The 15246-nt window shown below is 69.0% G+C and carries 6 protein-coding genes; all 6 read right to left on the reverse strand.

From position 1 onward, the window contains the following. Window position 1: 1 nt before the first annotated feature. The 6 genes from ACSFA8_RS02130 to ttcA all read right to left on the reverse strand — a co-directional run bounded on the left by ACSFA8_RS02130 (window position 2) and on the right by ttcA (window position 15214). A complete protein-coding gene (locus ACSFA8_RS02130) occupies window positions 2–808 on the reverse strand; it encodes an alpha/beta fold hydrolase (RefSeq protein WP_435477871.1) in 807 nt (268 codons plus the stop codon). Further along, entirely contained in the window at window positions 805–1509 is a 705-nt protein-coding gene (locus ACSFA8_RS02135; RefSeq protein WP_435477872.1) for a 4'-phosphopantetheinyl transferase family protein, read from the reverse strand. The genes ACSFA8_RS02130 and ACSFA8_RS02135 overlap by 4 nt, the downstream gene beginning before the upstream one ends. Window positions 1510–1529: 20 nt before the next feature. Continuing rightward, on the reverse strand, window positions 1530–6557 hold the full coding sequence (locus ACSFA8_RS02140; protein WP_435477873.1) for an amino acid adenylation domain-containing protein: 5028 nt from the start codon (window positions 6555–6557) through the stop codon (window positions 1530–1532). Beyond that, entirely contained in the window at window positions 6554–13273 is a 6720-nt protein-coding gene (locus ACSFA8_RS02145; RefSeq protein ID WP_435477874.1) for an amino acid adenylation domain-containing protein, read from the reverse strand. Before ACSFA8_RS02145 ends, ACSFA8_RS02140 begins: the two co-directional genes overlap by 4 nt. Window positions 13274–13636: 363 nt before the next feature. After that, entirely contained in the window at window positions 13637–14275 is a 639-nt protein-coding gene (locus ACSFA8_RS02150; RefSeq protein WP_435477875.1) for a histidine phosphatase family protein, read from the reverse strand. 9 nt (window positions 14276–14284) lie between these two features. Beyond that, the gene (gene ttcA / locus ACSFA8_RS02155) at window positions 14285–15214 is read right to left on the reverse strand and encodes a tRNA 2-thiocytidine(32) synthetase TtcA (protein ID WP_435477876.1); all 930 of its coding nucleotides are present in this window, start codon (window positions 15212–15214) and stop codon (window positions 14285–14287) included. Between the last annotated feature and the right edge of the window lie 32 nt (window positions 15215–15246).

Consider the following 15246-nt stretch of genomic DNA (forward strand, 5'->3'; position numbering starts at 1 on the left):
CTCAGTTTCCGATCTCCGCCAACAGGCGCTGTAGGGCTTCGGCCGGCACCATCGCATTGTGGGGATGCGGGTCGGCCGTCCATGTCATGGGATGCTTGAACGGCAGCAGGCGCAGCGGCATGTGGCGCGCCAGTTGCGTATCGGCCCAGTGCCTGGCCGCGGCGTCGTCGGCATCGGCGAGCACGGTGGTTTCGTACAGTGCGGTCAGCGGCAGCGCGTTGGCGTCGAGCGCGCGCAGCTGGTCCAGCAGCGTGGGCGAAACCTCATAGCCCAGCATTTCGGCGTCGAACGCTTCGGGGTTGCGGGCCAGTTCACGGCGCCATGCCGGATCGGGCACGACGAACGACTGCTCCAGCGCATCGACATGACGCTCGCGCAGGTGCGCCAGATACTGGTTGCCGTCGAACACCGGATCCCACAGCAGCAGCCGGGCCGGGTCGGCACGCCCACTGCGCGCGGCCAGGACCGCAACGCTGGCGCCGAGCCGGGCGCCGAGCCAGACCACGTGCGACGCAGCGCTCAGCCGCTTGAGTTCGTCGTGCGCCACGCAAACATCGCGGCGCCAGCCCTCGAGTTCGCCTTCTGCATCGTCGCCGGGCGAGTCACCGCAGCCGTAATAGTCGAAACGCAACACCGCCACGCCGGCACGCGCCAGCCGGTCGGCCAGCACACGGAACAGGCGATGGGCACGGATTGATTCCTGGCCGAATGGCGGGCAGATGAGCACCGCCGTTCCGCCTTCGCGTTCGCCCGGGTGAAACAGGCCGAACAGCTGGCGCGAGGCGGGGCCGAACAGCAGTGGCGTCATGCGAAAACCTCGCGTTCCGGCTCGGCATCCCGTTGCATCGTCAGCACCTTGGCCAGCGCGGCCACCGCGCCCTGGCCGTCATCGGTCGAAACGAGCGCCACCTGCAGCGGGCCGTCGTCCAGCGGCATCGTGACGTTGCGTGCATGGGGCTCGATGCCGACATGAAAGCTGCGGGTATCGAGTCCGAGCCCGACGCCGGCCGCCTTCAGGCAGGCTTCCTTGCGCGTCCAGCAGCGAAAGAAGGCGAGGTCGCGCGCAGGGCCGGGTTCGATGGCAGCGAGCGCATCGCGTTCGGCTGCATCGAAGTAGTCGGCCGCCAGCGCGCCTGCATCGATCATCGGTCGCACGAGTTCGACGTCGACGCCGATCTCGGCCTGCTCGCTGAGTGCGATCAGGCCCACGCCCTGGCTGTGGCTCAGGTTGAAATGCAGCCCGGTCGCGGCCGCCAGCGCCGGTTTGCCGAAACGACCGGCCGTGAAACACAACTGCGCCGCATGGCGCCGCGCCGGGCCGGCCAGTGTCTGGCGCAGTGCCACGTGGGCCGCGAGGTAGCGGCTGCGATCGCGTGCGAACACGAAGCGGCGCGCCCGGTTGCTTTCCTCGGTCGACAGGCCGCGCACCGCGTCCGGCGCCGGTGCAGCGTCGAGATCCACGCGCCAGAGGACGCAGGACAGTGCCGAAGGAAGAGCGGAGATGGACATGGTGCCGACCTGTTCCCTGGTTACTTGCGGCCCCAGCCCAGCACCCGGCCGAGCAGGCCGCGCTTGGCTGGTTCGGCTTGGGCGGCGGGCGCGGCCAACGGATCGACCTTGATGCCGGCTTCGGCCACGGCGAGCTGGCCCAGGTTCTCGAACACGTAGCGACGTGGCTCGACCCGGAAGCCCAGCACCTGCTCGGCCTGCTGGATGATGCGCATGGCCAGCAGCGAATCGCCGCCGAGGTCGAAGAAGTTGTCCGTGGCACGGATTTCGTTGACGTCGATGCTCAGCGAACTGGCCCAGATCTGCGCCAGCTGGGCCTGTTCGGGCAGCAGCAGCGTTTGCATCGTGGCGGCAGGCGCCGTGGCGGCGGCGGGTGGCGCGACGACGGCCGATGCGGGCGTCGCCGCCGCCGGTGCCGGCCCTTCGGCCAGCCGCTGCAGGTGCGCTGCATGGGGCGAGGTGCCCGGCGCCGTGAGGGCTTCGAGCACCGCGTCGGGCTGATCGGCCACGCTGCGAAGCAGTTCCAGGTAGCGCTCGCGAAACGCGGTGGCGGTTTCCCGGCGGTAGATGTCGGCGTTGTAGACCACCGCACCCTCGAGGCCGTGCGGCTTGTCCATCAGCCAGATGCCGAGGTCATCGGTCGCGCCGCGTTGCAGCAGGTGCATCTGGCGGTGCTGCAGGCTGCCGAAGTCGCGCGGCCGCTCGCGCGTGTCCTGAAACGAGAACAGCGCCTGGTACAGGCCCGCGCCCTTGGCGCGCGCGGCAAACTCGGGCTCCGACACCAGTCGCTCGAACGGCACCTGCTGATGGTTCATGACCGACAGCAGTTCCTGTTTCACATAGCGCATGAAGTCGCCCAGGCGCAGCTTCATGTCGACCTGGAAGGCCAGCGGCAGCACGTTGTTGAAGAAGCCCATCACCGGCTCCAGCTCGGGCGCCTCGCGGCCACGCACCGGCATTGCAATCACGATCGAGTCGCCTTCGATCACACGCCCCATCATCGCGACGTAGATGCCGAGCGTCAGCATGTTGAGCGTTACGCCATGGTCGCGCGCCACGGCACGCAGGCGCTCGGTCAGCGTCTGGTCGACGGTGATCCACTGGGTGCCGCCCTGGCCGCTCATGCCGGCCTTGCGCGGCATGTCGGTGTTGAGCGCGCGCGGCGTCGGGGCATTGGCGAAACGGGTCTTCCAGTAGCGCAGCTGCTGCTCGAAGGCCGGCTGCTGCAGCCAGTCGCAGTACCACTCCGAGAAGTCGCCGAGGTTCACCGCCAGCGCGGGCAGGCCGTGCGGCTCGCCGCGCACCAGTGCGCCGTAGATCGTGACCAGCTCGCTCTGCAGGATGTCGAACGACCAGCCGTCCCACACCAGGTGATGCGGCACGAACACGAAGGCGTGGTCGTCGTCTGCCATCCGGAAAAGGGTCGCATGAAAGAGCGGTGCGCGGTGGATGTCGATCGGCTCGTCGGCGAGCGTCTGCATGCGCTCGGCCAGTTCGGCCTCGCGCTGGTCGGCCGGAATGCCGCGCAGGTCGACTACCGGCAGCGTGATGGCGACTTCTGGTGCGATCAGCTGCGCTGGCGCGCCGGTGGCCGGATCGTTGCCGATGTGCGTGCGCAACGCGGGTTGACGCCGCACGATCTCCTGCAGCGTCGCCTCGAACTTCGCCGGATCGAGCGGGCCGGTGAGGCGGTGCGCCGAGGGGGCGTTGTAGACCGAGCGTCCGGGGTGCAGTTCCTCGATGAAGCGGATCCGTTCCTGCATCGGCGTGAGCGGTGCGCTGGTGCGCTCCGGCCGGTGCTGGATCGGCGTGGCGGCCGCCACGCCGGCGCTGGCCAGCTCGTCGATCGCCACGGCGAGCTGCTCGGCCGTCGGTGCTTCGAACAGCGTGCGCAGCGGAATCGTGACGCCGCAGGCGCGGCTCAGCAGCGTGGTCAGGCGTGCGGCCAGCAGCGAATGGCCGCCGAGCGCGAAGAAGTCTTCGCGAATGCCGAGGCCAGGCAGGCTCAGCACCTGCTCCATGGTGGTGAGCACGGTTTGCTCGCGCGCATTGCGCGGCAGCAGGCGTGCACTTGTGTCGCGCGCCACGGCATGTGGTGCCGGCAGCGACTTGCGGTCGACCTTGCCGTTGGGCAACTGCGGGATGGCATCGAGCATCACCACGTGCTGCGGCAGCATGTACTGGGGCAGGCGGCTGCGCAGGTGGCGGTCGAGCGCTGCGGGGTCGAATGCGACTCCCGGGGTCGGCGCCAGATAGGCCACCAGGCGCACGTCGCCCGGCTGGTCTTCGCGCGTGACGACCACGCTGCGCGCCACGCCCGCCGCCTCGTTGCAGCGGGCCTCGATCTCGCCGAGTTCGATGCGATAGCCGCGTACCTTGACCTGGAAGTCGAAGCGGCCCATGTGTTCGAGCAGCCCGTCGTTGCGCCAGCGGCCGCGGTCGCCGGTGCGGTAGATCAGCGTGTCGGTGCCGGCGATCGGCACGGTGACGAAGCGCTCGGCCGTGAGTTCGGGGCGCTCCAGGTAGCCGAGCGTCACGCCCATGCCGCTGATGCAGATTTCGCCGGGCACGCCGATCGGGCAGAGCTGCTGGGCGCCGTCGAGGATCCAGATGCCGGTGTTCGCCATCGGTCGGCCGATCGAGACACCGCGCGCCGCGATCACGTCGCGCCGCATGCGCCACACCGACGACCACACCGTGGTTTCGGTCGGGCCGTAGTGGTTCCAGAGTTCGGCACAACGGTCGAGCAATTCGAGCGACAGGTCGGCCGGCACGCTTTCGGCGCCGATCCATGCGCGGAAGCCCGGCGGGCCCACCCACTGGGCGTCGAGCAGCAGGCGCCACATGCCGGGCGTGGCCTGCAGGATCGTGACCGCCTCGGCCTCGAGCAGCGCGCGCAGGCGGTTGCCGTCCATGGCCGTCTCGCGTTGCACGATCACGATCTCGGCGCCCGCTGCGAGCGGCAGCATCACTTCCGGCACGGCCATGTCGAAGGACAGCGTGGTGACGGCCGCGAGCCGGTCTTCGGGGCCGATGCCGGGCTCGCGCTGCATCGTTTCCATGAGGTTCGCCACCGCGCGGTGCGGCACGACCACGCCCTTGGGCTGGCCTGTCGAGCCCGAGGTGTAGATCACATAGGCGGCATCCTCGGCCTGCGCGTCCAGCGGGGAAGACGGAAGGGCCTCGGCGCTTTCGGCTTTCCACTGCGTTTCGGTGTCGAGCGCGAACACGCGCTGCGCCGCATCGTCGCACCAGCTTCTGGGCGCGGCGGCCACCGACGACGCCGTCAGCAGCAGGCTCAGCTGCGCATCCTGCGCGTAGTAGTCGAGCCGCGCCTGCGGAAAGGCCGGATCCAGCGGCACGTAGGCGGCGCCGGACTTCAGCACCGCAAGCAGCGCGATGAACATGTCGCTGCCGCGATCGAGGCACAGGCCGACCCGCTGGCCGCGGCCGACGCCACGGGCGCGCAGCGCCCGCGCGAGCCGGTTCGACGCCAGGTCGACTTCGCCGTAGCTCCAGCGCTTGGCGCCGTCCCGCAACGCCGGCCGTTCGGGCCGGGCGAGCGCATGGGCACTGAAGCCGGCGTGCATCAGCGGTGCGCCCGCCAGCGGGGTGGGCGCCGGTTGCAGCGCGGCCAGCGCGGCGGCCTGGTCGGGCGAGAGCAGCGGCAGCCGGCCGACCGGCTGGGCCGGATCGCGCGCCACCGATGCCAGCAGGCTCTGGTAAACGTCGAGCCAGCGTCGCACGGTGGCGTCGTCGAACAGGTCGGCGTTGTACTGCACCTCGACCTGCATGCCGCCGGTGGCCGGCGTGACGTTGAAGAACAGCTCGAAGTTCTCGAAATGGCGCGGAATGCTGCGCTGTTCGACCTCGAGATTCGGGAAGCCGCCGGCACCGCGCGCCACGTCGGGATCCACGTTGAACAACACGCTGACCAGTGGCAAGCGGCTCGGGTCGCGCCGAACCGGAAGCTTCTTGAGCAGCGCACCGTAGGTCAGGGTCTGGTGTTCGAAAGCGTCGAGCAGGGTGCTGCCCGATTCGCGCATCAAGGCATCGAACGGCATCTGCGCATCGACCGCCACCCGCAGCGGCAGCAGGTTGACGCAGTGGCCGACCAGTTGCGGCATGTCGCTTGCGAGCTGGCCCGCGGCGGCGATGCCGATCACGAGATCGTCCTGCTCGGTCAGCCGGTGCAGCAGGGCCGCGAAGCCGCTGAACATAGTGGCGAACAGGCTGGTGCCGGAGGCCGATCCGATGCGGCGCAGGCCGTTCATGAGCGCGGGGTCGAGCACATGGTCGATGCGGCGCGAGGTGAAGGTGCGCACCGCGGGCCGGGGCCGGTCGAGCGGCAGCTCGAGCACCGGCAGGTTGCTGCCGGCGAAGCGCGCGAGCCAGTAGTCCACATGGCCCTGCATGTCGGGGCCGGCGGCCTCGGTCGCTTCCCACGCGGCGAAGTCGCTGTAGCGTGCCGCCGGCGGCAGGGCCGGGCCCTGGCCGAGCTGCTCGGCATAAAGCTGCGGCAGCTCCTCGCCGATCACGCCCCAGGACCAGCCGTCGCAAATCGCGTGGTGCGCGGTCATCACGAGTTCGTGTTCGCCCGTGCCCAGTTTGTAGAGCGCAGCCCGGAACAGCGGGCCCTGGTCGAGCGCGAATGGATGCCGCACCGCAGCGGCGCAGGCTTCGGCCAGCGCACGCTGGCGGTCGGTGGCGTCGCCCACCGCGCTCAGGTCGTGCTGCACCAGCGCCAAAGGCTGCGCTTCGCCGATCACGAGCTGGGTGCCGTCGGCCGAAAAAGTCGCGCGCAGCGACTGATGCCGCGTCACGAGCCGGTTCAGCGCCACAGAAAGCGCCTGCGCATCGAGCGCACCGCGCAGGCGCAGCACCATCGATTCGTTGTAGGCGAGCGAGGCCTCGGCGCTCAACTGGTCGCCAAGCCAGACCTCGCGCTGCGGTTCGGTGCTGGGAACGATCTGCTCGATGAGACCCGACGCAAAGGGGTCAAACGCGACAGCGTTTTCGGCATCGAGGGCCATGCTTGCTTCCGTCATGATTGAATCTTGATGAACTTGCCCTGGGCGGCCGGATCGGGCACGAACCAGGCGGGTTGGCCGTCCTTGTCCCGGCCCAGCCGGGCATTCGGAACCGGCGGATGGGCGGCATCGAAACGTTGCACGGCCGCCGCGCGGCGCGGCAGGAATTCGGCTTCCTGCATTTCGGCGATCGACTCCTTGAAGGCCGACTTGATGGTGGCGATGTCCTGCTGCGTGTGCGCAGTGGTCATGAAGCAGGGGAAGTTGTCGAGGATGTGCACGCCGCGGCTGCGCATCATCGCGAACAGCAGATCCTGCAGCGGGTGGTCCTCGAGCCAGCTCACGCGCCAGAGCGACGCAAAGTAGCGAATCTCGAGCGGTGCCCCGACCTCGCGGCAGAACGCCGTGAGTTCGTCGGCCATTGCCGCGGTGTGCAGGTTCAGCTGCGTCTGCAGGCCTTCGCCGGCCTGCTTCAGGTGCTCGAGCGAGGCCTTGCAGGCGGCCAGCGCGAGCGGATGCCGCACGAAGGTGCCGGCGAAGTAGGTCACGCCGATCGTGGGCACCGAACTGTCGCCGTACTGCCAGGCGCCGCCGTCGAGCGCGTCCATGAAGTCGCGCTTGCCGGCCACCACGCCTACCGGGAAGCCGCCGCCGATGACCTTGCCGTAGCACGCCAGGTCGGCGCGAATGCCGTACACCGCCTGGGCGCCGCCCAGGTGCGAACGAAAGCCCGTGATGACCTCGTCGAAGATCAGGCAGGTTTGCGACTTCTCGGTGATGGCGCGCACTTCGCGAAGGAATTCGCGCGGCTGGAAGTCGGGCCGGCGGCTTTGCACCGGCTCGCACAGGACGGCGGCCAGATCGTCGGCATTGGCGCGGATGAACTCGAGCGCTTCGGGCGAGCCGTAGTCGAGCACGCGCACGTCGCCGAACATGCCCTGCATCACCCCCGGCGCGGCCGACATGCCCTTGGCATTGCGGCCTGCGCGCACCAGCACCTCGTCGAAGGTGCCGTGGTAGGAGCCGGTGAACAGCACCACGGTGTTGCGGCCCGTGACAGTCCGCGCGATGCGGATCGCGGCCATTACCGACTCGGAGCCGGTGTTGCAAAGCGCCGCACGGTCGAAGCCCGTGAGCTCGCAGACCAGCCGGGTCACGTCGGCCGCGAGCGGATGCTGCGGGCCGATTTCGTAGCCGAGGTCGAGTTGCTTGCGCACCGCGTCCTGCACGAAGTCCGGCTGCCAGCCGAACAGGTTCATGCCGAAACCGTTCAGCACGTCGACGTACTCGTTGCCGTCAAGATCCCACAGGCGCGAGCCCTTGGAGCGCTCGACCACTACCTGGTAGGTGATTTCCTTGGTGGCCGGACGGAAGCCGTTGACCACGCGCGGATCCGCCATGTGCGAGCGGTTGTCCTGGGTGAAGGCCTTGCTCTTTTGCGTGCGCTCGGTGTAGCGGCGCATGAAAGCCGCCAGCCGCACGCGCTGGCGCTCGGTCGGTTCCTTGCTTTGCGTGTGGATGCGGGCGATCGCGCCGAAGGCCTTCTTGACGTCGTACTTGATCGGGCCCTGGGGCTCGGCCGCCTCGGGCGTCGCCGGGGCGCGCACTTCGGCGGCGGTAGCCGACACCTCGGCCGGCGCCACCGATGCCGCTGGCTGTGGGGCTACCGTTGCCGGCGCGCCCGAAAGCAGCGCAAGTTGCTGTTGCATCAGCTGCATTTGCTGCGCGATCACCTGCTGCACCAGCGAGCCGCCCTCGATCGATATGGCCGAGGCCTGCGGCGCAGGCATCACGGCGATGCGTGCCGGTGCCACCGCCTGCGCCGGAACAGCCGGTTGGGCCACCGCCACTGCGGCCACCGGATCGGGCGGCAGGGTGACATCGAGGAATTCGCCCAGGGCGTCGAAGGTGCGGTAGCTCTCCATCAGCTGGCGGAAGCTCAGGTTCACCTTGAAGTGCTTCTTCACCTGGGTCGCGGCCTGGGTCAGCGTGAGCGAGTCCAGTCCCATTTCGACAAAGGGCACGCCGCCTTCGGCCGTGCCCATCTCGACGCCGGAAATGTCCTCGAAGAGTTCGCGCAGGCGGGCGGTCAGCGCGGCGCGGCGTGCGGGCGCAGCGGCAGGTGTGGGGAGTGCGGCGTTCATGGTCGGCTCCGGGGCGGTGGTGGGCATGGGAAGGGGCGCGGCCACGAGGGCTGTGGGCGTTGCCGGGGTCGCGATATCGACCCAGAAGCGCTTGCGTTCGAAGGGATAGGTCGGCAGGCGCAGGCGCAGCTTGCGTGCGCGCGTGTCGAGTTTGCGTAGGTCAATCTCGACGCCTTGCGTCCAGAGTCGGCCGGCCGCGAGGCGCCAGGCGGCGCATTCGTCGGCCGGCTGGTCATTGAGGAGCGCGACCGCCGGGGCCGGCTGCGCCTTGCTCGCGTGCTGGCGCACCAGCGTCGCGAGCGTGTTGCGCGGGCCGATCTCGATAAAAATCGCTTGCGGCACTTCGGCGAGCACGCTGCGCACGGCCGGCGAGAAGCGCACGGTTTCGCGCAGGTGGCGGGCCCAGTAGTGCGGATCGGTGGCTTCGGCGTCGCTCAGCAGGCGGCCGGTCAGGGTCGAGTAGATCGGAAGCGTGGGTGCCGACAGCGTCACTTCGCGCACCAGCGCCTCGAAAGGCGCCACGGCCGGCTCCATCATGGCCGAATGGAAAGCGTGCGAGGTCTGCAGCAGCCGCGCCGGGATACCGTCGGCTTCGAGCGCCACGCGCAGTGCTTCGATCGCGTCGAAGGGGCCAGCCGCGACGCAGGCGGTGGGCCCGTTCTCGGCGGCGAGCGACAAGCCTTCCGGCAGCCGCGCCTGCAATTGCGCGGCGGGCAACCGCACCGTGAGCATCACGCCGGCCGGCTGCGCCTGCATCAGCGCGCCGCGGCGTGCCACCAGGCGCGCCGCGTCCTCAAGCTGCATCACGCCGGCCAGCACCGCAGCCGCGAACTCGCCGACGCTGTGGCCGATCAGCGCAGCCGGCTTCAGGCCGAGCGCGAGCAATTGGCGCGCAAGCGCATATTCGAGCGCGAACGTGGCCGGCTGGGTCACCGAAGTCGGTGCCAGGGCGGCGGGATCGGCTGAATAAATGCGCTCGCGCATATCGAAATCGAGCACGCCGTCGAAGGCGCGCAGGCAGTCGTCGAAGGCGGCGCGGAACACGCCGTCGCCTTCGTAAAGCGCCTGGCCCATGCGCGCGTATTGCGCGCCCTGGCCCGGGAACATCAGCACCGGCTGCGGCAGCGCGGCGGGCACGGTGCCGCCGGCACGCGAGGGCGAATCGGTGCTGCGCAATGCCGCGATGGCCTGCGGCAAGTCGCCGGCCACCACGCAGGCGCGCTGGCTGAAGGCCTTGCGGCCGACGCGCAACGTGTGGGCCACGTCCGGCAGCGAAACCTGCGGGTGCGCCGCCAGATGCTCGGCCAGGCGCTGCGCGGCACTGGCCAGCGCGGCCGGCGTGCGGGCCGAGATCTGCAGCAGTTGCGGCAACAGCGACCGGTCGGAAGGCGCCTGCAGCGGCGCCTCTTCGACGATCACATGGGCGTTGGTGCCGCCGACGCCGAACGCGCTGACGCCGGCACGGCGGGGTTGCTCCGCACGCGGCCAGGCACCGAGCTGATGCTGCACGCGGAACGGCGTCGCACCAAAGTCGATGGCTGGGTTCGGCGCGTCATAGTGCAGCGAGGCCGGCAAGGTTTCGGCCTGCAGCGCCAGCACGGTCTTGATGAGTCCGCCGGCGCCGGCGGCCGTGACCATGTGGCCGACGTTGCTCTTGAGCGAGCCGATCGCGCAGAAGCCCCGGTCGCCGGTGTGGCGCGCATAGGCCTGGCGCAGGCCTTCGACCTCGACCGGATCGCCCATCGGCGTGGCCGTGCCATGGGTTTCCACGTAAGAGATGCTGCGTGCGTCGACGCCGGCCGAGGCGAGTGCGGCCGACACCACGGCCGCCTGGCCCTTGACACTGGGGGCGGTGAAGCTGGCCTTGGCGCCGCCGTCGTTGTTGATGGCAGCGCCGCGCAGCACGGCGTAGACGGTGTCGCCGTCGGCCAGCGCATCGGACAGCCGCTTGAGCAGCACCACGGCCGCCCCATCGCTGAACACGGTGCCCTTGGCCTGCGCGCTGAAGCTGCGCGTATGGCCGTCGGGCGACAGCATCGAGCCTTCCTGGTAGACGTAGCCGCTGCGCGGCGGGCAGGTCACCGATGCGCCGCCGGCCAGCGCCATGTGGCATTGGCCGGTGCGAAGCGCGAAGAAGGCTTGCGCAATCGCCACCAGCGAGGTCGAGCAGGCCGTGTGCACTGCCACCGCCGGGCCGGTCAGGTTGAGCCGGTTCGCCACCCGCGTGGTGATGTAGTCCTTCTCGTTCGCCAGCATCACCTGGAACTCGCCGACCGCTTCGATGAGGTCGGGCCGGGTGCTCACATGGCGCTGGAAATACGTGGCGTTGTACATGCCCGCGTAAACACCGACCGGCTCGGCGCACTGGTCGGGTGCATGGCCGGCGCGCTCCAGACATTCCCAGCAAAGCTCGAGAAAGATCCGCTGCTGCGGATCCATCAACTCTGCTTCCTTGGGGTTGATGCCGAAGAAGGCGGCATCGAACTGTTCGATGCCGTCGATCACGCCACGCGCCCGCACATAGGCCGGGTCGGCGCGGAGTGCGGCGCTGACGCCCGCGTCGAGCGTTGCGTCGTCGAAGAAGCTGATGCTCTCGCGGCCCGCGACGAGGTTGTCCCAGAACTGCTCCACGTCGGCCGCGCCGGGGAACCGGCCGGCCATGCCGATCACCGCAATGGGTTCCTCAGCCTCGGCGCGCGGGGTGCGTGTTTCAGGCTGGGCTGGCGCGACCGGGGCGGCCTCCAGTTCGGCCGCGATCGCGAGCGGCGTCGGGTCGCTGAAGAACAGGTTGGCCGACAGCGTCCTGGCGCTGCCGCGTTGCAGCTGTGCCAGCACCTTGAGCACCAGCAGCGAGTTGCCGCCGAGATCGAAGAAGTTGTCGCGCCGGCCGACCTGCGCGATGCCGAGCGCGTCGGCAAACGCCTGGCAGACGCGGCGTTCGGCGTCGCTGCGCGCCGCTTCGCAGGGCTGTGCCAGGTCAGGCCGCTCGCGTGTGGGTTCGGGCAGCGCGCGGCGATCGAGCTTGCCGTTGGTCGTGACTGGCAGCCGTTCGAGCCAGACCTGGGCGGCCGGCACCATGACCTCGGGCAGCCGCGCGGCAAGGTATTCGCGCAGTTCGCTCCACGGCACCGGTGCGTCGCGCGCGACCAGGTAAGCCACGAGCCGCGCCTGTCCACCCGCGTCGTCGCGCGCCACCACGGCGCTGGCGCGTACGCCCGGATGGAGGTTGAGCGCGGTTTCGATCTCGCCGGTTTCGATGCGATGACCGCGGATCTTTACCTGACCATCGATGCGGCCGAGGAATTCGACGGTGCCGTCGGGCAGCCAGCGCGCCTGGTCGCCCGTGCGGTACAGCCGCTCGCCGGGCGCTCCGAACGGGTCGGGCACAAAGCGGTCGGCCGTGAGGTCGGGGCGCTTCAGGTAGCCGCGCGCCAGGCCGCGCCCGCCGATGCAGAGCTCGCCGACAGCACCCGGTGGCAGCAGTTCGAGCTTGGGCGACAGCACGTGCAGCGTGGTGTCGGTGATCGGGCGGCCGATCGGTACCGAGCGCGCATCTGCGGCCAGGTCGCGCGGGATGCGATGCGTGGCCGCGAAGGTGGTGCACTCGGTCGGCCCGTAGCCGTTGATCAGCGTGAGCCCCGGCAGGGCCGCCAGCGCGCGCCGCACATGGGCCACCGACAGCGCCTCGCCACCGGTCAGCAACTGGCGCAGCCCGCTAAGGTGCGCTGGGTCGTCGTCGACCACGGCGTTGAACAGCCCGGCCGTGAGCCATGCGGTCTTCACGCCATGGGCGCCGATGGTGCTCGCGAGGCCCGCGCCGGTCGGCATCTCCTCGTCGTGCACCACGCAGCATCCGCCGTTGAGCAGCGGCCCCCAGATTTCGAGCGTGGCCGCGTCAAAGCCCAGCGGCGCCGCATGCAGCATCGGCTCGTCGGCCCGCAGATCGACATAGCGCGGATCGATCACCAGCCGCAGGATCGAGCGATGGCAGATCTCGATGCCCTTGGGCACGCCGGTCGAGCCCGAGGTGTACATCACATAGGCGAGCGCGTCGCCGTCGACGGCCACCGGGCGCAGCGGCGCCAGCGTGGCTGCATCGGGCGCCGCGTCGTCCAGCCACAGCGTCGCCAGCCCGGCCGGCGCGGCCGCGGCATGGGCGTGTTCGCTGACCAGCAGCTTGACGCCGGCGTCGCCGAGCATGAAGGCGATCCGGTCGACCGGAAAGTTGGGTTGCAGCGGAACATACGCAGCGCCGGCCTTGAGGATGCCGAGCAGGGCCACGATGGCCTGGGGCGAACGCTCGAGCAGCACCCCCACCGCGTCGCCGGCTCCGACACCTGCGGCTTGCAGCCGGCGTGCCATGTGCTCCGAGCGGTTTTCCAGCTCGGCGTAATCCAGGCGCATACTGGCGCCGGCCAAGGCCGGGCTCGCCGGCGATGCGGCCGCTTTGGCGGCGAAAACGCCATGCACGGTTCGGGTCACGTCATAGCGCGACGCCGGCGCGTTCCATTCGGCCAGCATCCGGTGGCGGTCGGCCGGGGAGATGACCGGAAGGGCAGCAGCAGCGTCGGACGGGCGTTCCTGATTCATGTGCATGGCCTCCAGGCCGTCTTCGAGGCAGCTGAACACACACGGTTGCACGAACGACGCAACACGATGTTTCTGGACCTCGAAATTAATGACAAAGCACTCACCTCACAACTGCTGCCGATACTGCCCCTCTTGCACTGGTATTGCCACCTGTCGAAAGCGCTGCCCGAACGGCCTATCTCCTGCGGGATCGGGGGGCTACAAGCGATGCATTTGGTTGCGATTGCCGGATTGACAAACGCAAAAGATCGCTGGGGTTCGCATTCATTGTGCCCCTGTTTCGGGGTTTTGAATACTAAAAGCTGACAGTCGGATCCTCTTGCGCTTCAAAAAGTAACACAAAAGGAGCAATTCTGCACGAGATCAACTGCTGGTTTCGTCGAGCGCGTCGCTTGCCAGGTGCGATGTGTCGCTCCAGCCCACCAGGGAGAGCCCCTCGGGCGTCCACAACAGCCGGTTGATCGCTGCGTTGCCGAGCTGCCAGGTGCGGGGCGCCTGCAGTTCCTGCCGCGTTGCGGCACGGTAGAGCACGTCCATCACGCCGCCGTGGGCCACGATGCCCACCAATTCGCCGGGGTGGCGCGCCGCGATCGCGTCGACCGTGCGCGCGACGCGATCGCGGAACACCAGGAGCGATTCACCGCCCTGCGGCGAGAAGCCGGGATCGCGCGTGCGCCACAGCCGGGCCTGTTCGGGCAGCTCGGCATCGATCCGGGCGAAGGTCAGGCCTTCGAAGTGGCCGAAGCCGCGCTCGCGCAGGCCTGCATCGGGCATCACGACCAGGCCTTGTGGCGCGGCAATCGCCTCGGCGGTCTGCCAGGCGCGGCGCAGGTCGCTCGAATAGATGGCCGCCATCGGCTCGTCGCGCAGCGCTTCACCGAGACGGCTGGCTTGCCATTCGCCGGTCGCGTTGAGCGGGATGTCGAGCTGGCCCTGAATCCGGGTGTCGACGTTCCAGGCGGTCTCGCCGTGGCGGACGGCGATCAGGCGGGTGACATCCATCGAGCAACGTCAGAGTTGAAGCACGCGCAGCGGGGCCAGGCCGCCGGCCGCGCCGATGCCCATGGCGGGAAATTCGGGCGCGTCGAACGCCTTGTCGCCCTCGTCATCGGCCACGCCGGTGGCCTTGAGCCCCTTGAAGTCGTGCCGCGTTCCGTCTAGCAGATGCGAGGGCACCACGTTTTGCAGCGCGGTGAACATGTTCTCGATGCGGCCCGGATGCTTCTTCTCCCACTCGCGCAGCATTTCGGCCACCTGTTTGCGCTGTAGGTTCTCCTGGCTGCCGCACAGCGTGCAGGGAATGATCGGGAATTCACGGTGCTGCGCCCAGCGCACCAGGTCTTTCTCGGCCACGTAGGCGAGCGGGCGGATCACGATGTGGCGGCCGTCGTCGCTCACCAGCTTGGGCGGCATGCTCTTGAGCTTGCCGGCAAAGAACATGTTGAGGAAGAAGGTCTGCAGCATGTCGTCGCGGTGGTGGCCCAATGCGACCTTGGTGGCGCCCAGTTCGTCGGCCACGCGGTAGAGGATGCCGCGCCGCAGCCGGCTGCACAGGCCGCAGGTGGTCTTGCCCTCGGGAATCACGCGCTTGACGATGCTGTAGGTGTCCTGGTTCTCGATGTGGAAGGCCACGCCCAGCTGGCTCAGGTACTTCGGCAGCACCTCTTCGGGGAAGCCCGGCTGCTTCTGGTCGAGGTTGACGGCGATCAGGTCGAAGTGGATCGGCGCGCGCGCCTTGAGCTTGAGCAGGATGTCCAGCATCGCGTAGCTGTCCTTGCCGCCCGACACGCACACCATGACCTTGTCGCCTTCCTCGATCATGTTGTAGTCGACGATCGCGCGGCCGACTTCGCGGCACAGCCGCTTTTCGAGCTTGTGCGTTTCGCGTTCGATCTTGAGAGAAGCCGCCGGCGCAGCTTCATCAATCCAGATGGCGCTCATGTCAGAAATTCCTTTTCGTGAAACACCGCGGA

This window comes from Variovorax nitratireducens, from assembly GCF_051216545.1.
Lineage (GTDB): Bacteria > Pseudomonadota > Gammaproteobacteria > Burkholderiales > Burkholderiaceae_C > Variovorax.

Excerpts from the sequence above, each read along its gene's own strand:
- ACSFA8_RS02130 (WP_435477871.1), bottom strand. The coding sequence starts at position 808 with ATGACGCCACTGCTGTTCGGCCCCGCCTCGCGCCAGCTGTTCGGCCTG.
- ACSFA8_RS02135 (WP_435477872.1), bottom strand. The coding sequence starts at position 1,509 with ATGTCCATCTCCGCTCTTCCTTCGGCACTGTCCTGCGTCCTCTGGCGC.
- ACSFA8_RS02140 (WP_435477873.1), bottom strand. The coding sequence starts at position 6,557 with ATGACGGAAGCAAGCATGGCCCTCGATGCCGAAAACGCTGTCGCGTTT.
- ACSFA8_RS02145 (WP_435477874.1), bottom strand. The coding sequence starts at position 13,273 with ATGAATCAGGAACGCCCGTCCGACGCTGCTGCTGCCCTTCCGGTCATC.
- ACSFA8_RS02150 (WP_435477875.1), bottom strand. The coding sequence starts at position 14,275 with ATGGATGTCACCCGCCTGATCGCCGTCCGCCACGGCGAGACCGCCTGG.
- ttcA (WP_435477876.1), bottom strand. The coding sequence starts at position 15,214 with ATGAGCGCCATCTGGATTGATGAAGCTGCGCCGGCGGCTTCTCTCAAG.